Below are 18,443 nucleotides of genomic sequence, written 5' to 3' on the forward strand. Positions count from 1 at the left end.
TTGATGAGGCATAAAGCGGTATCGACAAGTACACCGCACGCGTGTTTGTCCCCATGCGGGTAAACACCGCTGACTACCGACATATCAACTTGTCATACTGGTTGAACAGCTACCAAGCGGGCGAAGTGTCAAATAAACGTCGCCGTGATGGCGACCCACTGAGGAGACGTCATGCTGTCGAATATCAACGGTGAGCGGCCGTACCCAGCAACGGGCCGCAACTTCATCACGCGGGACGGAAGGCGGCGCGGGGCCGCCCTGCTCGCGTTCCTTTGCGGCGGACTGCTGGCGGCCGGCCATGCGTTCGCACAAACTCAAACGCGCGCGACGCCATACGACGCATGGCCGCAACCGCAAATCCGCAAGACGATTTCCGTCGACGACGCGAAAGCCATCGTCAAGGAACGCACGCAGGCGCAAACCGAATGGAAAGGTCCGACCAGCGGTCCGCGCGCATCGACCCAGCCGCTGACCATCGTCTACGTCTCGGCGGACCAGTCGTACGTGTCGTTCGTGAACTGGGGCCGCGGCGTCACCGAAGCGGCCAAGGCGCTGGGCTGGAAAGCCGTCGTGCTGAACGGCCAGGGCACCGTGACCGGCACGCTCGCCGCGATGCAACAGGCGGTCGCGAGCAAGCCCGCCGCGATCGTGACGTCCGCCGACGCCAGCGCGTTGCAAGGTCCGATCAAGCAGGCGGTCGCACAGCACATTCCGGTGATCGGCATTCACGCGACCGCGTTCCCGGGCCCGGATCCGAAGCTTGGCCTGTACAACAACATCTCGTCGAATCCCGCTGAAATCGGCGAGACGCAAGCGGCCTATGTGATCGCCCAGTCGAACGGTACGGCCAAAGACCTGCACTTCCTCGACAACAGCTTTGCGATCGCGCGTTTCAAGGCCGAGGCTGCGACCGATCCAATCAAGGCATGCAGCGGCTGCAAGTTCATCGACATGGTGAACATCCCGATCGCCGATCAGACGCGCCGGATTCCGGCGGTCATCTCGGGCATCGTCGCGAATCAGGGCAAGGGCTGGTGGGGCACGACCTGCTGCGACAATTTCTATCCGTACATCGCGTCGGCGTTGCGCGCTTCGGGCGTGAAGCCCGACGAAGTGCATCTGGTCGGCTCGGATGGGCCGCCGTCCGCCTATGACATGATCCGCAAAGGCGAATACGAAGTCGCGACCGTCCCGGAGCCGAGCACGCTGTTCGGTTACGAAGCGGTGGATTCGATCGTGCGCGCGATGGCCGGCGAACCGCCGTCGAAGTTCGTGCAGCCGACCTATCTCGTCACGAAAGAAAACGCCGATGCGGAAGGCGGCAAGAACAACGAGTTCATCCCGAGCAACGGCTTCGCGTGCCATTACCAGAACATCTGGCGCGGCACCAACACGGCTTGCGGCGGCAAGAGCGGAGGCTGACGATGACAGCCGGCACCGTGCCGCTGCTCGAGGCGCGCAGCATCACCAAGCGCTTCTTCGGTGCGCTTGCGCTCGACGCCGCGTCGTTCGAGTTACGCGCCGGCGAGATTCATGCGCTGATCGGTGAAAACGGTGCCGGCAAATCGACCTTCATCAAGATTCTCGCGGGCGTCTATCAGGCAGACGGCGGCGAGATACGGCTCGACGGCCAGGTCGCCGACCCGGCCGTCGATGCCTTGCCGCTCGCCTTCGTTCACCAGGATCTCGCACTCGTCGACGATCTGAGCGTCGGCGAAAATATTGCGCTGATCGCGGGCTACCCGCGCAAGCGCGGGCTCATCGACTGGCAGGCAGTGATGCGTCAGGTCGCGCCGCTCTACGCGGCGATGGACGTCGAACCGCCCGATCCCGAACGCCTCGTCGTCACGCTGAGCCTGTCCGAGAAGGCGATCCTCGGCATCGTGCGCAGCCTCGCGGGCAAGCCGCGCGCGCTCGTGCTCGACGAGCCGACCGCCGCCCTGCCCGAAGCCGATGCGCAACGGCTCTTCGAGGCGATCCGCCGTCTGCGCGACGCGGGCACCAGCATCATCTACGTCTCGCATCGGCTCAACGAGCTGTTCGGCCTCGCAGACCGCGTGACCGTGTTTCGCGACGGCCGCCACGTGCATACGGCGGAGATCCGCGCGACGAATCCGGAACGGCTGATCGCGCAGATGCTCGGCCGGCCGCTCGAAAGCGTCGAGATCGCGCGTCACGATGCAGCGAGGCAGCCTGCCGCGCTACGCGTGGAGGATCTCGTGGTCGAAGGCCGCGGGCCGCTGTCGTTCGAAGCGAGCCCGGGCGAAGTGCTGGGCCTCGTCGGCTTGCGCGGCGGCGGACAGGAAGCCGCGGGCCGTGCGATCTTCGGCGCGCTGACGGCCGATGCGGGGCGCATCGTGCTCGATGGCCGCGCCCTGCCGCGTACCGACGGCATCGGCGCGCGCATCCGCGCGGGTATCGTGCTGCTCGCCGGCGACCGCATGCGCGAGAGCACGTTTCCCGGCATGACGCTCGCCGAAAACCTGTTTCCCAATCCGCTCATCACCGCGCGCGGTCTCTGGCAGCCGCGCGCCACTGCGACCGAGCGCAAGACCGTGCATGCGCGTCTCGAGCAGTTCGACGTGCGCCCGCGCAATCCGGGCTCGCTGATCGACTGGCTCAGCGGCGGCAACCAGCAGAAGGTATGTCTCGCACGCTGGCTCGAAGCGCGTGCGCGCGTGGTGATTCTCGAGGAACCCACCGCGGGCGTCGACATCGGCGCCAAGCTGTCGATTCACCAGATGCTGCGCAAGGCGGCGGCCGACGGCGCGGCCGTGATCGTCGTGTCGTCGGACCTCGAAGAAGTCGCGGCCGTCTGCGACCGCGCCCTCGTGATCGACCGCGGCCGCGTCGCCGCGGAACTCGCCGGCCATGCAATGACGATGGATGCGCTGATCGCGCGCTCGTCCCTTGGCGAGCGCCGGTCCGGCGCGCAAGACGCGACCTACCTTTCGGATAACGTATGAATAGCACCAGCGGAAATGGCGTCGAATCGAGCAGGGCAAGCGGGCCGACGGCGCCGCGCAGGCCGCCGCCCACTGCCGCGAAACGCGCGGTCGAACTGTTCGCGAACTACGGGCTGATTTTCGTGTTCGCGCTCGTTCTGATCGTGTTCTCCGCGCTGCGGCCGGACACGTTTCTGAGCAGCGGAAACATCGGCAATCTGCTGACGAGCCAGTCGGTGACTGCGCTGCTCGCGTTCGCCGTGATGCTGCCGCTCGCCACCGGGCGCTTCGATCTGTCGGTCGGATATCACGTCGGCATGGCGCAGGTGCTCGTGATCGGCTTTCAGGTCAACAGCGGGCTCTCGTGGCCCGTTGCCGCCGCGCTCGTCATCGCGATCGGCGCGTTAGTCGGTTTGATCAACGGCATTCTGGTCACGCGCTTCAAGATCGACTCGTTCATTGCGACGATGGGCATGGGTTCGCTGCTCTACGGCGTGTCGAACTGGTACACGGGCGGCCAGCAGATCGCCGGCTTCAACCTGCCCGACGGCTTTTCGAACCTGTCCCAGGTGCTCGGCTACGTGCCACTGCCCGCGGTCTACGTGGCGGTCGTCGCGATCGTGCTGTGGATCGTGCTCGAGCGGCTGCCGGTCGGACGCAGTCTTTATGTGATCGGTTCGAACGCGCGCGCGGCCGAACTGTCCGGCCTGCGCACCGGCAGCTACATCTGCGGCGCGTTCGCCGCGTCGGGGCTGTTATGCGCCATCGCGGGCGTCCTGCTCGGCAGCATTCTGCGTTCGGGCACGCCCTCGGTCGGCGCCGAATATCTGCTGCCGGCTTTTGCGGGCTCGCTGCTTGGCGCCACGTCGATCCGGCCAGGGCGCGTCAACGTCGGCGGCACGCTGCTCGCGATCCTGATCGTCGCGTTCTCGTTCTCGGGCGTACAGCAGCTGGGCGCACCGTTCTATGTCGAATATTTCTTCAACGGCGGCATTCTGATCGTAGCGGTCGCCTTGTCCGTGTACGCGGCGATCCGTCGCCGCAAAGCGGCCGTGAACGCGGCCGGCTAATCTTTCTGGAGTGGATCGTTTATGACTCGGGTTGCGGTGATTGGATGTGGCGTGGTCGGCTCGTCGTGGGCCCTCGTTTTCTCGCGCGCCGGTTTCGACGTTGCCGTGTGGGACGCGACGCCAGGGGCCGTGCAGCAGACGCTCGCGTTCGTGCGCGAATCGATCGGCAGTCTCGCGAAACAGGGGCTCGGCGGCAGCGAGAGCGCCGATACGGTCTGCGCAAGGCTCCATCCATGCGCGACGCTCGAAGAGGCGCTCGCCAACGCCGACTATGTTCAGGAAAGCGCGCCGGAGCGCCTGCAGATCAAACGCGAGCTGTATCAGCGGCTCGATACGCTTGCCGCGCCCGATGTCGTGCTCGCGAGTTCGACGTCCGGCTTACCGGCGTCGTCGTTCACCAATCATCTCGCGACACGCGCGCGCTGCCTCGTCGTGCACCCGATCAATCCGCCGCATCTGATTCCGCTCGTCGAGCTGGTGCCGACGCCGTGGACCGATCCGGCGGTGCTCGAGCGCGCCGCGAAACTGATGGAGCAGGTCGGCCAGGCGCCGATCCGTCTGTCCCGCGAGGTCAACGGTTTCGTCGTGAACCGGCTGCAAAGCGCGCTGCTCGGCGAGGCGTTCCGGCTCGTCGAAGACGGCGTGCTGAGCGTGGCCGATGTCGACAAGGCGGTGGCCGACGGCCTCGGCTTGCGCTGGTTTTTCATGGGGCCGTTCGAGACCATCGATCTGAACGCGCAGCAGGGCGTGGCCGAATACTGCCGCAATCTCGGACCGATGTATTACGGCCTCGCGAAAGAGCAGGCGGACCCGCGCGAATGGGGGCCGCAGCTCGTCGCCGCCATCGAGCAGCAGCGCCGCGTGCTGACGCCGGCCGATGCATTGCCCGCGCGCCGCGCATGGCGGGACCGATGCCTCGCCGCGCTCGTCGCCGCCAAGCGGCGCGTACTCGGTGCTGAAGGGAGCGTGTAGCATAGTAAGTTTATCGTCGCCATCACGAGCCTTTTATGTCCACGCCCCCCTCCACTTTCCCGATCAAACGCCAGCGCCTGTTCGATCAGGTCGCCCAGCATCTGGAAGCGATGATCCTGTCGGGAGAAGTCGGCGTGGGCGATCCGCTGCCTTCCGAACGCGAATTGATGGAACGCTTCGGCGTCGGCCGTCCGGCGGTGCGCGAAGCGCTGTTATGGCTGAACAAGAAGGGGTTGATTTCGGTGAGCGCAGGCGAGCGCGCACGCGTCGTGGAACCCGACCCGAGCGAACTGCTCGAGCATCTGTCGGGAGCGGCGCTGCTATTCGCATCGACGCCTCGCGGCATGCAGCAGTTTCAGCAAACGCGGCTTTTCACCGAGGTGGCGCTCGCGCGCGAGGCATGCCGGTGGACCTCGGCCGACGACCTCAAGCGTCTCGAACAGCTGCTGCGCGACAATGAAGCGAGCGCGGGCAACATGGAGACGTTCGCGAGAACCGACGACGCATTTCATTTCGGCATCGCGAGCCTTGCGCACAATCCGCTGATCGACGCGTTGTATCGCAGTGTGCTGAGCGTGCTGCAGAATCAGCGCTATACGTCATTGCAGCATCACGATGCGCTCCATGCGGCGATCGACTGTCACACGCGAATTTTCGACGCAATCGCCGCGCGCGATCCGGACCGCGCCGAGCAGGTCATGCGCACGCATCTGACCAATGTCGAGAGTTTTTATTGGGACGTGCGGGGCAAGCCAGCGCGGCATCCGCCGGACGCCGCGGCAGATGCGTCGCAGGCGGCGGAGAAGCCGCGCAAAAAAACCAATTAGCAGGCAGAGCGGCCGGCATGGCCGAAGTCATAACAACGGAGACGCATCATGGCGTATTTCGAAGCGATCGATCCGCGCTTCATGCGGTACATCATTCCGGTATGCACACTGGAGACGCTACACACGGGCATGCGTTGGGCCGAAGGTCCGGTGTACTTCGCCGACGGCCGCTATCTGTTGCTGAGCGACATTCCGAACAACCGGATGTTGCGCTGGGAAGAAGAGACCGGGCAGGTCAGCGTATTCCGCTATCCGTCGGGCTTTTCTAACGGCAACACGCGCGACCGCCAGGGGCGGCTCGTCAGCTGCGAGCACGGCAACCGGCGCGTTACACGCACCGAGCCGGACGGCACGATCACGGTGCTTGCCGAGCGCGTGGGCGGCAAGCGCCTCAATTCGCCGAACGATGTCGTGATCAGATCCGACGGTACGGTCTGGTTCACGGATCCGCCCTACGGCATTCTGACCGACTACGAAGGGTACAAGGCCGAGAGCGAGATCGGCGGATGCCATGTGTATCGCTGCGATCCGCAAACAGGCGAAATCACCGTGGTCGCCGACGACTTCGTCAAACCCAACGGGCTTGCGTTCTCGGCCGACGAACGGCAGTTGTTCATCGCGGATTCCGGCCGCTCGCATGCACCGGACGCGCCTCATCATATACGTGTGTTCGATGTGACGGATGGCGGGAAACTGACCAACGGGCGCGTGTTTGCGACGATCGAACCCGGCATACCCGACGGCTTCAGACTCGACGAAGACGGCAACCTGTGGGTGAGCGCCGGCGACGGCGTGCACTGCATCGACGCCTCGGGCGAATTGATCGGCAAGATCCTCACGCCCGAAACCGTGGCCAACGTGACGTTCGGCGGCCCCAAGCGGAATCGCCTGTTCATCGCGGCGACCTCGACGTTGTATGCGGTTTTCGTCAACACGCGAGGTATTCAGACACCCTGACCACGAAGGCCGGAGCGGTCGACGAACCATGCGGGCCGGGGTGCGCGCGCCGGTCGCATGCAAAAATCCGTAACCTCGTCGATGGTCGGCGGCATAATTCACACATATTTCATACTCGTGTGGCCTGCCGATGGATCTTCCCTTCAACGAGCGCGGTGTCTCGGTCACGCGCAACGCCCTGTCCGCCGCCGGCCAGGTCTTCCCACTGCGGGACATCGGCGGCGTGCGCGTCGTCACCGTGCCGCGCAACCGGTTGCTGCCGATCGTCATCTCGGTGGCGGGTGCGGCCGGCGCGGTGGTCGGCGGCGCGTTCCGGTCGCCGGCCGGAATCGTGTGCGGCGCGATGCTCGTCGTGGTCGGCTGGCTCACGTGGATCAGCCAGGATGTCACGCACCGGCTCATCGTGCAGTCCAGCGAAGGCGAACGCGAGGCGCTGTCGAGCCTCGATCTCGACTTCGTCGAGCGCGTCGCGCAAACGGTTCGAGACGCGCTGGCGGCCACGCCGGTAAGCTGAAGGAAGCTGATGGAAGCCGGGCGAACAAGTCCGCAATAGCCAATGCGTTAATAAAAAATTAACGCACCTTCGGCGCGCTTTTGCACTCGTTTAAGGCGTGCGAGGTTACAGTGAACAGGTCATAACAGCCGTGCCGTCCCCGCTCGCGTCGGCACTTCGAAGATGCACGAACCTTCAACCGCCCGCGAACGTCCCGCGCCGCGCGCGTTTCGCGCGGCAGCCGCCCCTCAGTTGTCTTCCTCGTTTGTCACCATCGACATCACGGTGCCCGGCACTTCGTCTTCGGTCGGCCGGCGTGCGCTGCATACCGCCCTCGGCACCGATCTGCGGCTCTACGTGATGACCATCGACAAACGTCATGAGCGCATCACGTTCCGCGTCGAAGTGATGTCGCGCAGCGTCGACGAAGTGATCGCCGCACTGACCGGCGGCCTCGAGCGAGCCACGGTCGGCCGCGTCAGGGCAACGGCGATCAAACGTCTTCAGGACGTCTAGCTTTCACAGATTTTTGCAGAGTCGCCACCGCGCGCGCGTAGAGTTTGCGGTTTTTGTCACCCGCGTTCCCGGCTGCGGCCACTCCATCTCTGCCGCGTGCATTCGCGGGATGGGGGTCGTCATTGGGACACGCGCAACCGCAAGGTGTGTCTTATGACGCTCTTCTCTTTGACGCGCCGCGCCGTGTCGCGCACCGGCGCATGCGTCGCCGTCCTGGTTTCGGCGCTATGGGTTGCCGGCTGCGGCACGTCGATCACGGCGCCGACACCGCCCGCTTCCACCGCGGGTCTCATCAACGAGGGCCGCGACGGCCTGCTGGTTCCGCTGCATGTGGAACGCAGCGACCTCGGCCACGCCCGGCTTGGCCTGCCCACGGTGATCGACGGCAAACCGGTCTACCTGATGTTCGATACGGGCACGCGTGGCGTGCGAGTGCTCTCTTCGGCGCTGCCGCGCACGAGCTACGCCGCCGCCGGCATGCGAACGACGCTGACGTTTCCGACCGGCGCGCAAGCCTCCGGACCCGTGGTGGACGTGCCGTTCAGCATGGCGGGTACGAAGCCTGTCGAGATCGCGGCGCAATCGGTCGACGATGTGCGCTGTATGCCCGGCGTAAAACGCTGCGTCGCGATGGACGGCTACACGGGCGAATTCGGCTGGGCGTTTTCAGGCATTCTCGGCGCCGCGGCCGATGCGCCGAACGACACGTGCTGCGCACAGCCATTACGTTCACTGCCCGCGCGAATCGGCGAGCGGTACCTCGTGCATGCCGATCTTGCACGGCCGTTTCTGGTATTGAGTCCGTCGAATGCGGTTGCGAACGGCTTTACGCTGCTGCCGCTGCATGCGGCACCGGACGGCGCGCTGCAATGGCCGGCCGGATGCGTGCAGGTCGCCGACAAGATGCGCTTTTGCGCGCCCGTCGTGTTCGCGACGGGCGGCAGCGGCATGATCCGTATCGAAACCGACAAGGCACCCGCGTGGGTCGGCGACGGCGATGAAAATACCGTGCTCAAGCAGGGCAACTATGACGTCGCGCTCGGCGTCGGGCCTTGGGCACATCGCTTCGAAGGCGCACAGGTCGCCATCGCGAAGACGCAGGCCGGCGCGAACCGGATCGTGATCGGGTTGATGGCGTTGCAGAACATCGATCTGCTGTTCGACTTCAGAAACGGACAGCTTGGCGTGCGCGCGGCGCGCGACGCCGAGACGATCGACGGCTAAGCGCGACTGCGGGCTGCGCCACACCGCAGCCCGCACGCTCGACTCACTCCATGTCGAGCGGTTTCACCTGCCAGATATCGCGCGCGTATTCGGCAATCGTGCGATCCGACGAAAACTGCCCCATGCCGGCCACGTTTTCGATCGCACTCGCGGCCCAGCCGCGTGTATCGACGAAGCGCCGGTCGACTTCATCCTGCGCTTTCGCAAACGCCGCGAAATCGGCGAGCACCATATAGTGGTCGCCCCAGTCGACCAGCGTGTGGAAGATGTCCGAAAACCGCAGCGGGTCGTCGGGCGAGAAAAACCCGGTGCGGATCTGGTCGAGCGCCATGCGCAGTTCGGGGTCGTCTTCGTACAACTGACGCGGCCTGTAACCGGTCGCGCGCAGGTTGTCCACTTCGTCGGCCGTGTGGCCGAAAATAAAAATGTTCTCGCGTCCCACCGCGTCGCAGATTTCGATGTTCGCGCCATCGAGCGTGCCGATCGTCAGCGCGCCGTTCAACGCGAGCTTCATGTTGCCGGTGCCCGACGCCTCGGTGCCCGCCATCGAAATCTGCTCGGACAGGTCGGCGGCCGGAATGATCAGCTCGGCGACGCTCACGCCGTAGTTCGGCACGAACACCACCTTCAGACGGTCGCCGACGACCGGATCGTTGTTCACCTTCGCGCCGACGTCGCCGATCAGCTTGATGATGGTCTTCGCCATGCGGTACGCGGATGCGGCTTTGCCCGCGAACATCACGACGCGCGGCACCCAATCGCGCTGCGGCTCCGCGAGAATCCGGTTGTAACGCACGATCACATGCAGCACGTTCAGCAACTGCCGCTTGTATTCGTGAATGCGCTTGACCTGCAGATCGAATAGCGCGTCCGGATCGAAGCCGATCTTCGTATGTTCGGACAGGCGCTGCACGAGACGCTGCTTGTTCTGCCGCTTTGCTTCGCGGAACGCATCGACGAACGCAGGGTCGTTTTTCAGCTCGCGCAGCTTCGACAGCTCGAACAGATCGCGGCGCCAGTGCGCGCCGATCTGCTGGTCGATCAGCGACGACATCGACGGGCTCGCCTGCGCAAGCCAACGCCGCGGCGTCACGCCGTTCGTCACGTTCGTAAATCGCTCGGGGAACATGCGCGCGAAGTCGGCGAAGATATCGCGCGTCATCAGTTGCGAGTGCAGCTTCGATACGCCATTCACCTTCTGGCTCGCGACGATCGCCAGATGCGCCATCCGCACGCGCCGCTGCCCATATTCGTCGACGAGCGAAATGCGGCGGATCATATCGACGTCATGGCCCGAATGCTCGCTGACACGCTTCAGAAACTCCGCATTGATCTCGAAGATGATTTCGAGGTGACGCGGCAACAGACGCGCGAGCGTTTCGACGTCCCAGGTTTCGAGCGCTTCGGGCATCAGCGTGTGATTCGTGTACGAAAACACCTGTTGCACGTCTTTCCACGCCTTGTCCCAAGGCACGCGATGCACGTCGACCAGCAGCCGCATCAATTCCGGAATCGCAAGCACCGGATGCGTATCGTTCAGATGCACCGCGACCTTCTCCGCGAAGCGGCCGAACGTGCTGTGCGTGCGCAGATAGCGGCGAATCAGATCCTGCATCGTCGCCGAGACGAAGAAGTACTCCTGCCTGAGCCGCAGCTCGCGTCCGGCTGAAGTCGAATCGTCCGGATACAGCAGACGCGATACGTTCTCCGACATATTTTTCGCGTCGACCGCGCGGCGGTAGTCGCCCTGGTTGAACGCGGACAGATCGAGTTCTTCGGTCGCGCGCGCGGACCACAGGCGCAGCGTGTTCGTTGCGCTCGTCGCAAAACCGGGAATGACCGTGTCGTATGCCATCGCGTTGACGTGCTGGGTTTCGATCCATTCGATATGGTCGTTACGCTGCACGGTGCGGCCGCCGAAATGCACGATGTACTGCACCTCCGGTCGCGGAAATTCCCACGGATTGCCGGCGCGCAGCCAGTAGTCCGGTGTTTCGACCTGCTCGCCATCCACGATCTGCTGGCGGAACATCCCGTACTCGTAGCGGATGCCGTAGCCGAAGCCCGGAATGCCGAGCGTGGCCATCGAATCGAGAAAGCACGCGGCGAGTCGGCCAAGGCCGCCGTTGCCGAGCGCCGCGTCGGGCTCGAGATCGGTCAGCGTTTCCATATCGACGCCGAGGCTCGCCAGCGCCTCCTTCATCTGGTCGTAGATGCCGAGCGCGAGCAGCGCGTTCGTAAACGTGCGGCCGATCAGAAATTCCATCGACAGGTAATAGACGCGCTTGACGTCCTGCTCGTATTGCTCGCGCGTCGTTTTCATCCAGCGCGCGACGAGCCGGTCGCGCACGGTAAGCGCGGCAGCGTGCAGCCAGTCTTGCGGGCGGGCGGTGACGGCATCCTTGCCGACGCCGTACATCATGCGATTCGAAATCGAGCGCCGCAGCGCATCGACGGTGCTGTTGAGCTGGTCGAATTCCAGATCCACCGCTGTCATCGAGGCCTCCGGTAAAGCGACGCGGCACGCACCTGAACCGCACGCAAGCGATAAGGCACAGGCGGCGCGAGCCGGTCTGGTGGATAAATAAGCAGATTAGGACATTTGTCGTGTCCCGTCATCCGCGACGGCAGTGCCACGCAAGGTACATGCCCCGCCCGCACGAACGTCGAACGCGCCGGCTCGCGGCTGCCCGCGCCTAACGCGAGGCCCGCATGCCTGTCACCAGGGTTGCAGGCACGGCCACGGCTCCTGCACGGATGCAGTGCGACCTTCGATCCGGCTTGCACTAGTATGGAATTGAAAGACGACATATCGGCGACAGCGCTGAATGGAGGTCGACATGAACGCGCAAGCGATGCTCGGGATCGTTCACGCACAGGAACTGCTGCTGGTGTCGCTGATCCGCGCGATGCCGCCCGACGAACGGCGCAGGATCGCCGACGAATTCCAGCAGCAGGTCGAACTTGCCGAAGCACCGCATCTGAGTTCTGGACATGACCGTGAAATCGACGAAGCGTTCAAGGCTCACATCCGAAAGTTGTCTATTCTGCTTGCCTCACTGAGCTGAAAGCCACTGATCGGCCGCTGGAAGTCAGACCGGCGCAGGGCCGCTCGAATGCTTGCGGGCTGCTTGCGGGTCAGACAGTTAGTTGCATTTTAGACGACAGTACGACACTGTCGAGGCTGCACTCCAACCACCGGTCTCCCAAAATATGGGGCGCAACGAAAAAAGCCACGCTCGTGCGTGGCCGAAAACTTTCTGCTACCCCCTACCGCCTCATTAAAGCTTCATGGCCGTCGGCTCCGCCGTCAAATAGCCGACTGACGCGCCATATCCGTCCTTGAAGTTCGCACGCACGAGTGGATCGAGCGTCGGCTGCACTTTGCTGTGAATACCGCCCCAGTCGCCGGCGTGCTGGAAATTGCTCATGACGTAGGTCCAGCCGTTGATCTCGTCGACCGCATGCAGGCCCGTCGATTCCGCGCCAGCCGGCGTCGACAGCACGCGCGACAGTGTCTTCGTGTCGACGTTGTACGCCCACAGGAAGTTGTTCACGTGCTGGCTGCTGTCTTCGCCGATGAACAGCGTGCGCAGCTTCTCCGAAAACTTCAGGTTGTCCGGGCTCGCGATCGCGTCGACGTTCGCCGTGTTGCCGATCGCATCGGGCGTCGCCAGATCCTCGCCGACCAGTGCCGGCGGCGCGCTCATGTCGACCGGTACCCATTCGCTGTCGATCGCCGAACCGTCGGTCGCACGCTGAGCGCCGCGCAGGTTCAGCGCGTAGACCGCGCCTGCGCTAATCGCCTTGTCGAGCGCGATGTCGGTGGAATGGACATTGCCGCGCACCATCGACGTCACGATTTGCGACATCGCCGAGTACAACACCTTGTCCTTCGCATTGACGGTCGTTCCTTCGAGCTTCGTGAAGCACATGCTCGCGCCGGCAAGCGCCGCATAGCGGTGCGTCTCGAGGAAGGTGGCGGCCTTTTCCATACCCGGCTTGATTTGCACCCAGTTGAAAGCGTTATTGAAGTGGATCTTCTGGTAGCCGGGGTACTGCGTCGTATCGGTGTTGCTGACCGGAATGACGTCCATGATGTCCGCCGCCTTCAGCTGATCCGCGAGCGCTTCGATCTCGGCGCTCGTCGCGTGGCCGAGTTTGATCCACGACAGGGTGGCCGAGCCTGCGCCCGCCGACGACGTCTGATTCCACTTCGCGACGTATAGCGTGCCTGCCGACAGGTCCTTGGCAGCGTCCGCGATGAACATGAACAGACCGCCGTTGGTTGCGTCGTCTCCCATCAGCACGGTGCGCTGGTCCGGCATCACCTGGATCAGCTCGTGCGAGATGCGGCCGAGGCAATAGTGCTTCCTGACGCTGCCCGTGCCGTCCGGATGCACGGTTATCTCCGGCAAATGGCCGTAGTGATACGGGTTTGCCTTCGCCGGATCGCCGAAAAGGTTCTGGCTGTATGCGCGCAACTGCGCGTCGGTGGCCGCTTTGGTCGCGTCCGGCTCGTATTCTTCGCTGGACAGATGCGTGTTCCACGGAGAGAGGCTCGCGCCGCAGGTGATCCAGAGCCCGTGCGCCGGCGAGGTGTCGACGTTGGCGTAGCTGACGAGCGACAGCTTGCCGGTGGCCGGATCCTGATCGAGCGTGAGCACTGCGATCGGCGACGGCAGTTGGCCGTACATGTCCGCGCCGCTCAGATCGATATCCGTGTATTCGAACTGGACGACCGCGAACACCGCATTGCCCTTTACGCCGCGTACGGTCGGATTGTCGAGCTTGAGCAGCGACGTGCCATCGGGACAATTCGAGAAGAACTGACGCTCGCTGCCGGGCTTCGAGCGGTCGATAATCGGCTGGTTGTTGATGTCGTAATAGCCGCCGGCGATGATCGTGCCGCCCAGCGTATTCGCAACTGCGTCGCCAGTCGTGAAAAACGATTGATAGGCGAGCTTGTAATCGATGCTGCTGCCGTCGGCAAACCGCGCGGTCAGCGTCGAGCCGACGGTCGTCTGCGCCATTGCGGCAGGATTGTCCAGCGTCGGCGCCGGCATGCTATTGAACGAGGCCGACGTGAATGCGGCGCGAGTGACGGGTGCCGCCTCGTTTGCTGTCGGCGTATCGTCGCCACCGCAGGCGGCAAGTAGCGGCGACGCGGCAAGCGCGCCGCCGAGCGGCAATATCGGGGCGCCGGCGATCAGTTTGAGTGCCTTTCGGCGCGACGAATCGAAGTGCTGGTCCATATTCTCTTGGGGGTCCGGGTTGAAGTAGTAGCGGGTACGCCGACAGGACCGAACAAGTCCATAGCCGCCTCGGGGAAACACGAGCATGCTATGAAATGAATATGAAACTATATTGACAGCTATGAGTAAGACTTTCGTCGCATCTCGCTAACGGTCAGCCAAACCGCGGAGATCAGGAAGTAAATGGCGCCCACCGCCGCGTAACCGGCTATCTTGATGATGGCTTCCGGCACTTGCGCTCGAGCCTGCGCGATAAAGAAGCCGCCCGCCAATGCCGATTGCGCGCCGCTCAGAATCATCGCCCACTGCGCCCCGAACTCCTTCCAGCGGCGCACCGCCGTGCCGAGCTGCAGCAGCCCGGAGAGAATCGCCCAAACGCCAAAGATCTCGAGCACATCGACCATACTCCCGCGCAGAGCCACAATCACCGCCACCGTTACCGCGAGATTCACGACGACGTTGATTGCTTGCACGCGGTTTTGGACTGCTCCGCCGCTACGCGACATGTCCAGGTAGTTGGAAAGCGCATCCCATGCAGGATAGACAACGAGCAAAGCGGCCGCGATGCCGGGCGCATGCTGACCGGCAACAAAGGCGAGCGCCACCCAGACGATGGAAAACGCTGCCCTTAAAAAATAATAATGCTTTAACCAGCGCTGCCCGGCGGCGTGCGAAACATCAACGTTACGATCCATGATCCAGATTCCTGTTTAAAGATGATGCGGACGGCACCATCGCTCGTACAACTCCGGCCTGAAGCCGTAAGCGTCCGGGTTTGCACCGAACATCGCCTCGCATTCGGCCTTCTGCGCGACTCATTTCGCGTTCCTGAACAGCCGGCAATTGCCGACGTGACCGAACGCTCAAGGCTTGCAATTGCGACGCTTCAGGTGCCGTTCGACTGAGGACAAGTTTCGCAGGCGAATCTTTTTTGCGGTATCGGTCGTTTGACCGATACGGGGGCACGTGGTCCCTACTGCTAGTCCGCTTCGAACTGCTTTGGAAAAAGGATGCCCTCCGAGACGCGGCTTCCCGGTTCGACGCCCGCTCCCCAAGGCACATTCCAGCCCGGCTCGGCGGAAGCGCCAAGCAAAAGTCGCAACTCGCGCATCTTGCCTGGCATCACTGGAGCCAACAGATCGGACACGCTGTAAAGCGCCTCGAGCAGCGTATAGAGCACCGTACTCAACCGATCGGATGTCTCTGCACTCCTCGCCAGCAGCCATGGCGCGCTGCTCGCTACGTAGCCGTTAAGCTGGCTCACGAAATCCATGACCTGTTCCGCTGCGCGGCCCACTTTCATCTCTTCCACCAAGGACAGAACGATGCCCGGCAACTGCCCGGCCCTGTCGATGATGGCTGTTTCAGCCTCGCCATAAATGCGAGGTACCGGAACCATACCGTTGCGGTACTTCGTCACCATGGCCAGGGTGCGCGCTGCGAGGTTGCCAAGATCGTCGGCGAGGTCGCGGCTTAGCCGCTGCTCGATCACCGCATTGCTCACTATGCCGTCGAAGCCAAAGCTGACTTCGCGGATCAGCGTGTAGCGCAGCGTATCGACGCCGTATCTGTGCGCCGCTTCGAGCGGATCGACCCCGTTGCCAAGCGATTTGCTCATCTTGCGGCCATCGGCGCCAAGCAGGTGTCCGGAAACGTGCAGACGCGCATACGGCACGATTCCCAATGCGTGCGTCATGCCAAGCCAGAAAAGCGTATGCGTGCGCAGTATGTCTTTTCCGATCACGTGCCGCACCGATGGCCAATAGTCGGCAAACGCGCGCTGGTCGGGGTAACCCAACGGCGAAACATAGCCAAGCAAAGCGTCGAACCAGACATAGGTAACGTGCCCCGCATCCCAGGGAATGGGAATTCCCCAATCGAGGCGATCCTTGGGACGCGAGATGCTGAGGTCGCCTATCGGCTCGTCGAGAAGCTTGAGCACCTCGTTGCGATATCGCGTGGGCTGGATCAGATCCGGCCTGTCGAGAAGCAACTGGCGCATCCATTCGCGGTGCGCCTCCATGCGGAAGAAATAGTTGGGTTCGCGGCGCAATACCGGCGGTTCCTTGTCTTCCGGAAGCTTGCCGTCCACCAGTTCCTTGTCTGTGACAAACCGTTCCTGCCCGACCGAGTAAAGGCCCTCATAGTCGGCAAGGTAGATTTCGCCGGCATCGCAAAGACGCGTGAGGCACTCGGACACGACCCGGGCATGCGCAGGCGCCGTGGTACGAACGAACAGATCGGGCGCCACCGCGAGGCGCCGCCACGCGTCTTCGAACGCTCTTGCGTGGCGTTCGGCGAACGCATGCGGAGCTTCACCGGCCTGCAGCGCCGCTTTGGCAATCTTTTCACCATGCTCGTCGGCGCCGGTAAGCATCAGTACCTGGTGGCCGGCCGCGCGCAGGTAGCGCGCCATGATGTCCGCATGGATGCTCGCGTAGGCGTGACCGAGATGAGGCCGGTCATTCACGTAGTAAATTGGCGTCGTGATGTATCGATAGCTCATTACCGTTCCAGAAAACAAAAAAGGACGCCCGCGGCGTCCTTTTTTAAAAGCAAAAGCCCTTAGCGCCCGGGAGGTGTCGTTCCGTGCGGCATATGCATCGACTGAGCGAAGGCTTTGAACAACTGAATTTTCATTTGACCGAATACGATGGCGGACCGGAAGATCTTCCGTATGCGGTGCATCGTGCCAGCTAATCTAACGCGTGTCTAGCAGTGCCGTCGATGCACTTGCACATGTAGACCCGGCGCAACCCTTTTTCCTCCACGCGATGCGTTTCGGCATAGCCTATACGCGTATACAGCGCGATATTTTCAACCATGGCCTCGTTCGTATAAAGCTTGATGAAACGGTAGCCCGCCTCGCGCGCCTTCTGCTCGGCAAAGGACAGCATCAATCGTCCTAAACCGGTACCTTGCGCTTCCGGCGCGACAGCCACGTTATCGAGCAGCAGCGCATCGCTCTGCGCGATGAGCACGAGGATGCCGGCCACTACACCATGCCGGCTTGCGACATGCATGCGGCCCTCGCGAATCAACGTCGCATAGTCGTCGAGCATGGGGCCGGGCTTGCGTCCAATTCGCGCGACGTATTGTTCATATGCAGTGCGGACGATGTGTTGAACCGCCGCGAGATCGCTTTCCGTTGCTGGTCGAAGTTGCGCATTCATAGGTCACGGGTTTGAGAGGTCGATCATGTCATTGAATGGCTGGGCTTACTGTGTCAAATCGGCCGCTGCGATCTCGATTATCCAGTCGACGAACGCTCTGATCGCCACTGTGACACGAGCTTGAGGATAGACAATGGAAACCGGCACCGGCGCGCATCGCGCGTGAGCGAGGACTTCCTTCAGCCGCCCGCTCCGCAGATACGCAGACACGGCGAATTCCGATAGCTGGATCAGCCCGAGGCCCTCCAGACCGCACTGGACGTAAGCCTCCGTTTCGTTGACCGAAAAGCGGCTCGGCATCGTCATCGTCACGTCTTCGCCGTCCACCCTGAAGCGCCATTCCAGAGGGCGGCCCGTCGCATTCGATATGTAATTGATGGCCCGATGAGCGCCGAGCGCGGCCACGGAATCGGGCTCGCCATAACGCTTCAGATATCGCGGCGAGGCGCACGTCAACCAGGCAAGCTGACCGAGCCGGCGCGCAACGAGCGTCGAGTCCGCGAGCGCGCCGGTGCGAATCGCGCAATCGATGCCTTCGTAAATGAGATCCGACGGCCGGTCGCTGAGACCGAGCACGAGTTCGATGTCCGGGTAGCGGCTCTCGAATTCGTGCAACCGGGGCAATACGACCGAACGCCCGAGCACGCCCGGCATATCCACTCGAACCCGGCCGCGCGGTGTCGTAGCAGTGGCCGACAGCTGGCTCTCCGCATTCGCGACCTCCGCGAGGATGGTCTGGCACGACGCGAAATATCGCGCACCCGCGTCGGTCAGACTCAGACTTCTCGTGCTTCTGCGCAGCAGCGGCGTGCCGAGATGCGCTTCCAGATGCTTGACGATCGTCGTAACCGTCGAACGGGGCATCGACAAGGTCTCGGCAGCCTTGCTGAAGCTTTGAGCCTCGACGACCCGCACGAAGGTGGTCATCGCCTGAAGTTTGTCCATGAGTGGTCCGCGCGGCGAGTGAGTCCGCGCGTCTGGCCAATAACGGCGTCAATGTTACCAATCCGG

The 18,443-nt window shown here is 63.1% G+C and carries 16 protein-coding genes; 10 read left to right on the forward strand and 6 right to left on the reverse strand.

The window, feature by feature from the left end; genetic code table 11:
* Positions 1–171: 171 nt before the first annotated feature.
* The 9 genes from BTO02_RS32635 to BTO02_RS32675 all read left to right on the forward strand — a co-directional run bounded on the left by BTO02_RS32635 (position 172) and on the right by BTO02_RS32675 (position 9,004).
* Entirely contained in the window at positions 172–1,422 is a 1,251-nt protein-coding gene (locus BTO02_RS32635) for an ABC transporter substrate-binding protein (protein ID WP_075161078.1), read from the forward strand.
* Between the two features lie 2 nt (positions 1,423–1,424).
* Positions 1,425–2,966, forward strand: coding sequence for a sugar ABC transporter ATP-binding protein (locus BTO02_RS32640; protein WP_075161079.1), 1,542 nt, complete (start codon positions 1,425–1,427; stop codon positions 2,964–2,966).
* Positions 2,963–4,015: an ABC transporter permease gene (locus BTO02_RS32645; protein WP_075161080.1), complete on the forward strand. Its 1,053-nt coding sequence runs from the start codon at positions 2,963–2,965 to the stop codon at positions 4,013–4,015. Before BTO02_RS32640 ends, BTO02_RS32645 begins: the two co-directional genes overlap by 4 nt.
* A 21-nt stretch (positions 4,016–4,036) precedes the next feature.
* Positions 4,037–4,987, forward strand: coding sequence for a 3-hydroxyacyl-CoA dehydrogenase (locus BTO02_RS32650; RefSeq protein WP_075161081.1), 951 nt, complete (start codon positions 4,037–4,039; stop codon positions 4,985–4,987).
* A 35-nt stretch (positions 4,988–5,022) separates the two neighbouring features.
* Positions 5,023–5,814: an FCD domain-containing protein gene (locus tag BTO02_RS32655; RefSeq protein WP_075161082.1), complete on the forward strand. Its 792-nt coding sequence runs from the start codon at positions 5,023–5,025 to the stop codon at positions 5,812–5,814.
* A 48-nt stretch (positions 5,815–5,862) separates the two neighbouring features.
* A complete protein-coding gene (locus BTO02_RS32660) occupies positions 5,863–6,771 on the forward strand; it encodes an SMP-30/gluconolactonase/LRE family protein (RefSeq protein WP_075161083.1) in 909 nt (302 codons plus the stop codon).
* 130 nt (positions 6,772–6,901) lie between these two features.
* Positions 6,902–7,285 carry a DUF6232 family protein gene (locus BTO02_RS32665; RefSeq protein ID WP_075161084.1) on the forward strand — a complete coding sequence of 128 codons (384 nt, stop codon included), beginning with the start codon at positions 6,902–6,904 and terminating at the stop codon, positions 7,283–7,285.
* Between the two features lie 162 nt (positions 7,286–7,447).
* Complete coding sequence (locus tag BTO02_RS32670) at positions 7,448–7,780, forward strand: hypothetical protein (protein WP_075161085.1); 333 nt, start codon at positions 7,448–7,450, stop codon at positions 7,778–7,780.
* Between the two features lie 153 nt (positions 7,781–7,933).
* On the forward strand, positions 7,934–9,004 hold the full coding sequence (locus BTO02_RS32675; RefSeq protein ID WP_075161086.1) for a hypothetical protein: 1,071 nt from the start codon (positions 7,934–7,936) through the stop codon (positions 9,002–9,004).
* Between the two features lie 43 nt (positions 9,005–9,047).
* Here the strand turns inward: BTO02_RS32675 and BTO02_RS32680 are convergent, their stop codons facing one another.
* A complete protein-coding gene (locus tag BTO02_RS32680) occupies positions 9,048–11,501 on the reverse strand; it encodes a glycogen/starch/alpha-glucan phosphorylase (protein WP_075161087.1) in 2,454 nt (817 codons plus the stop codon).
* A 343-nt stretch (positions 11,502–11,844) separates the two neighbouring features.
* Between BTO02_RS32680 and BTO02_RS32685 the strand changes: the two genes are divergently transcribed.
* A complete protein-coding gene (locus tag BTO02_RS32685) occupies positions 11,845–12,072 on the forward strand; it encodes a hypothetical protein (protein WP_075161613.1) in 228 nt (75 codons plus the stop codon).
* A gap of 213 nt (positions 12,073–12,285) precedes the next feature.
* On the opposite strand, the gene BTO02_RS32690 is transcribed toward BTO02_RS32685, so the two are convergent.
* From BTO02_RS32690 to BTO02_RS32715, 5 genes are all read right to left on the reverse strand, one after another.
* Entirely contained in the window at positions 12,286–14,259 is a 1,974-nt protein-coding gene (locus BTO02_RS32690) for a PhoX family protein (RefSeq protein ID WP_075161088.1), read from the reverse strand.
* Between the two features lie 119 nt (positions 14,260–14,378).
* Positions 14,379–14,954: a DUF308 domain-containing protein gene (locus BTO02_RS32695; RefSeq protein ID WP_198039295.1), complete on the reverse strand. Its 576-nt coding sequence runs from the start codon at positions 14,952–14,954 to the stop codon at positions 14,379–14,381.
* A 284-nt stretch (positions 14,955–15,238) separates the two neighbouring features.
* Positions 15,239–16,765: a methionine--tRNA ligase gene (gene metG / locus BTO02_RS32705; protein WP_075161091.1), complete on the reverse strand. Its 1,527-nt coding sequence runs from the start codon at positions 16,763–16,765 to the stop codon at positions 15,239–15,241.
* Between the two features lie 190 nt (positions 16,766–16,955).
* Positions 16,956–17,432 (reverse strand): GNAT family N-acetyltransferase, encoded by a 477-nt coding sequence (locus BTO02_RS32710; protein ID WP_075161092.1) that lies wholly within the window; start codon positions 17,430–17,432, stop codon positions 16,956–16,958.
* 45 nt (positions 17,433–17,477) lie between these two features.
* Complete coding sequence (locus tag BTO02_RS32715) at positions 17,478–18,377, reverse strand: LysR family transcriptional regulator (RefSeq protein ID WP_075161093.1); 900 nt, start codon at positions 18,375–18,377, stop codon at positions 17,478–17,480.
* Positions 18,378–18,443 lie beyond the last annotated feature (66 nt).

The sequence above is a fragment of the Paraburkholderia sp. SOS3 genome (genome assembly GCF_001922345.1).
GTDB lineage: Bacteria > Pseudomonadota > Gammaproteobacteria > Burkholderiales > Burkholderiaceae > Paraburkholderia.

Bases quoted from the DNA above. Each gene is read 5' to 3' on its own strand.
- BTO02_RS32660 (WP_075161083.1), top strand. From the start codon at position 5,863: ATGGCGTATTTCGAAGCGATCGATCCGCGCTTCATGCGGTACATCATT.
- BTO02_RS32695 (WP_198039295.1), bottom strand. From the start codon at position 14,954: ATGGATCGTAACGTTGATGTTTCGCACGCCGCCGGGCAGCGCTGGTTA.
- BTO02_RS32635 (WP_075161078.1), top strand. From the start codon at position 172: ATGCTGTCGAATATCAACGGTGAGCGGCCGTACCCAGCAACGGGCCGC.
- BTO02_RS32685 (WP_075161613.1), top strand. From the start codon at position 11,845: ATGAACGCGCAAGCGATGCTCGGGATCGTTCACGCACAGGAACTGCTG.
- BTO02_RS32670 (WP_075161085.1), top strand. From the start codon at position 7,448: ATGCACGAACCTTCAACCGCCCGCGAACGTCCCGCGCCGCGCGCGTTT.
- BTO02_RS32690 (WP_075161088.1), bottom strand. From the start codon at position 14,259: ATGGACCAGCACTTCGATTCGTCGCGCCGAAAGGCACTCAAACTGATC.
- BTO02_RS32715 (WP_075161093.1), bottom strand. From the start codon at position 18,377: ATGGACAAACTTCAGGCGATGACCACCTTCGTGCGGGTCGTCGAGGCT.
- BTO02_RS32680 (WP_075161087.1), bottom strand. From the start codon at position 11,501: ATGACAGCGGTGGATCTGGAATTCGACCAGCTCAACAGCACCGTCGAT.
- BTO02_RS32640 (WP_075161079.1), top strand. From the start codon at position 1,425: ATGACAGCCGGCACCGTGCCGCTGCTCGAGGCGCGCAGCATCACCAAG.
- BTO02_RS32710 (WP_075161092.1), bottom strand. From the start codon at position 17,432: ATGAATGCGCAACTTCGACCAGCAACGGAAAGCGATCTCGCGGCGGTT.
- BTO02_RS32645 (WP_075161080.1), top strand. From the start codon at position 2,963: ATGAATAGCACCAGCGGAAATGGCGTCGAATCGAGCAGGGCAAGCGGG.
- BTO02_RS32675 (WP_075161086.1), top strand. From the start codon at position 7,934: ATGACGCTCTTCTCTTTGACGCGCCGCGCCGTGTCGCGCACCGGCGCA.
- BTO02_RS32650 (WP_075161081.1), top strand. From the start codon at position 4,037: ATGACTCGGGTTGCGGTGATTGGATGTGGCGTGGTCGGCTCGTCGTGG.
- metG (WP_075161091.1), bottom strand. From the start codon at position 16,765: ATGAGCTATCGATACATCACGACGCCAATTTACTACGTGAATGACCGG.
- BTO02_RS32665 (WP_075161084.1), top strand. From the start codon at position 6,902: ATGGATCTTCCCTTCAACGAGCGCGGTGTCTCGGTCACGCGCAACGCC.
- BTO02_RS32655 (WP_075161082.1), top strand. From the start codon at position 5,023: ATGTCCACGCCCCCCTCCACTTTCCCGATCAAACGCCAGCGCCTGTTC.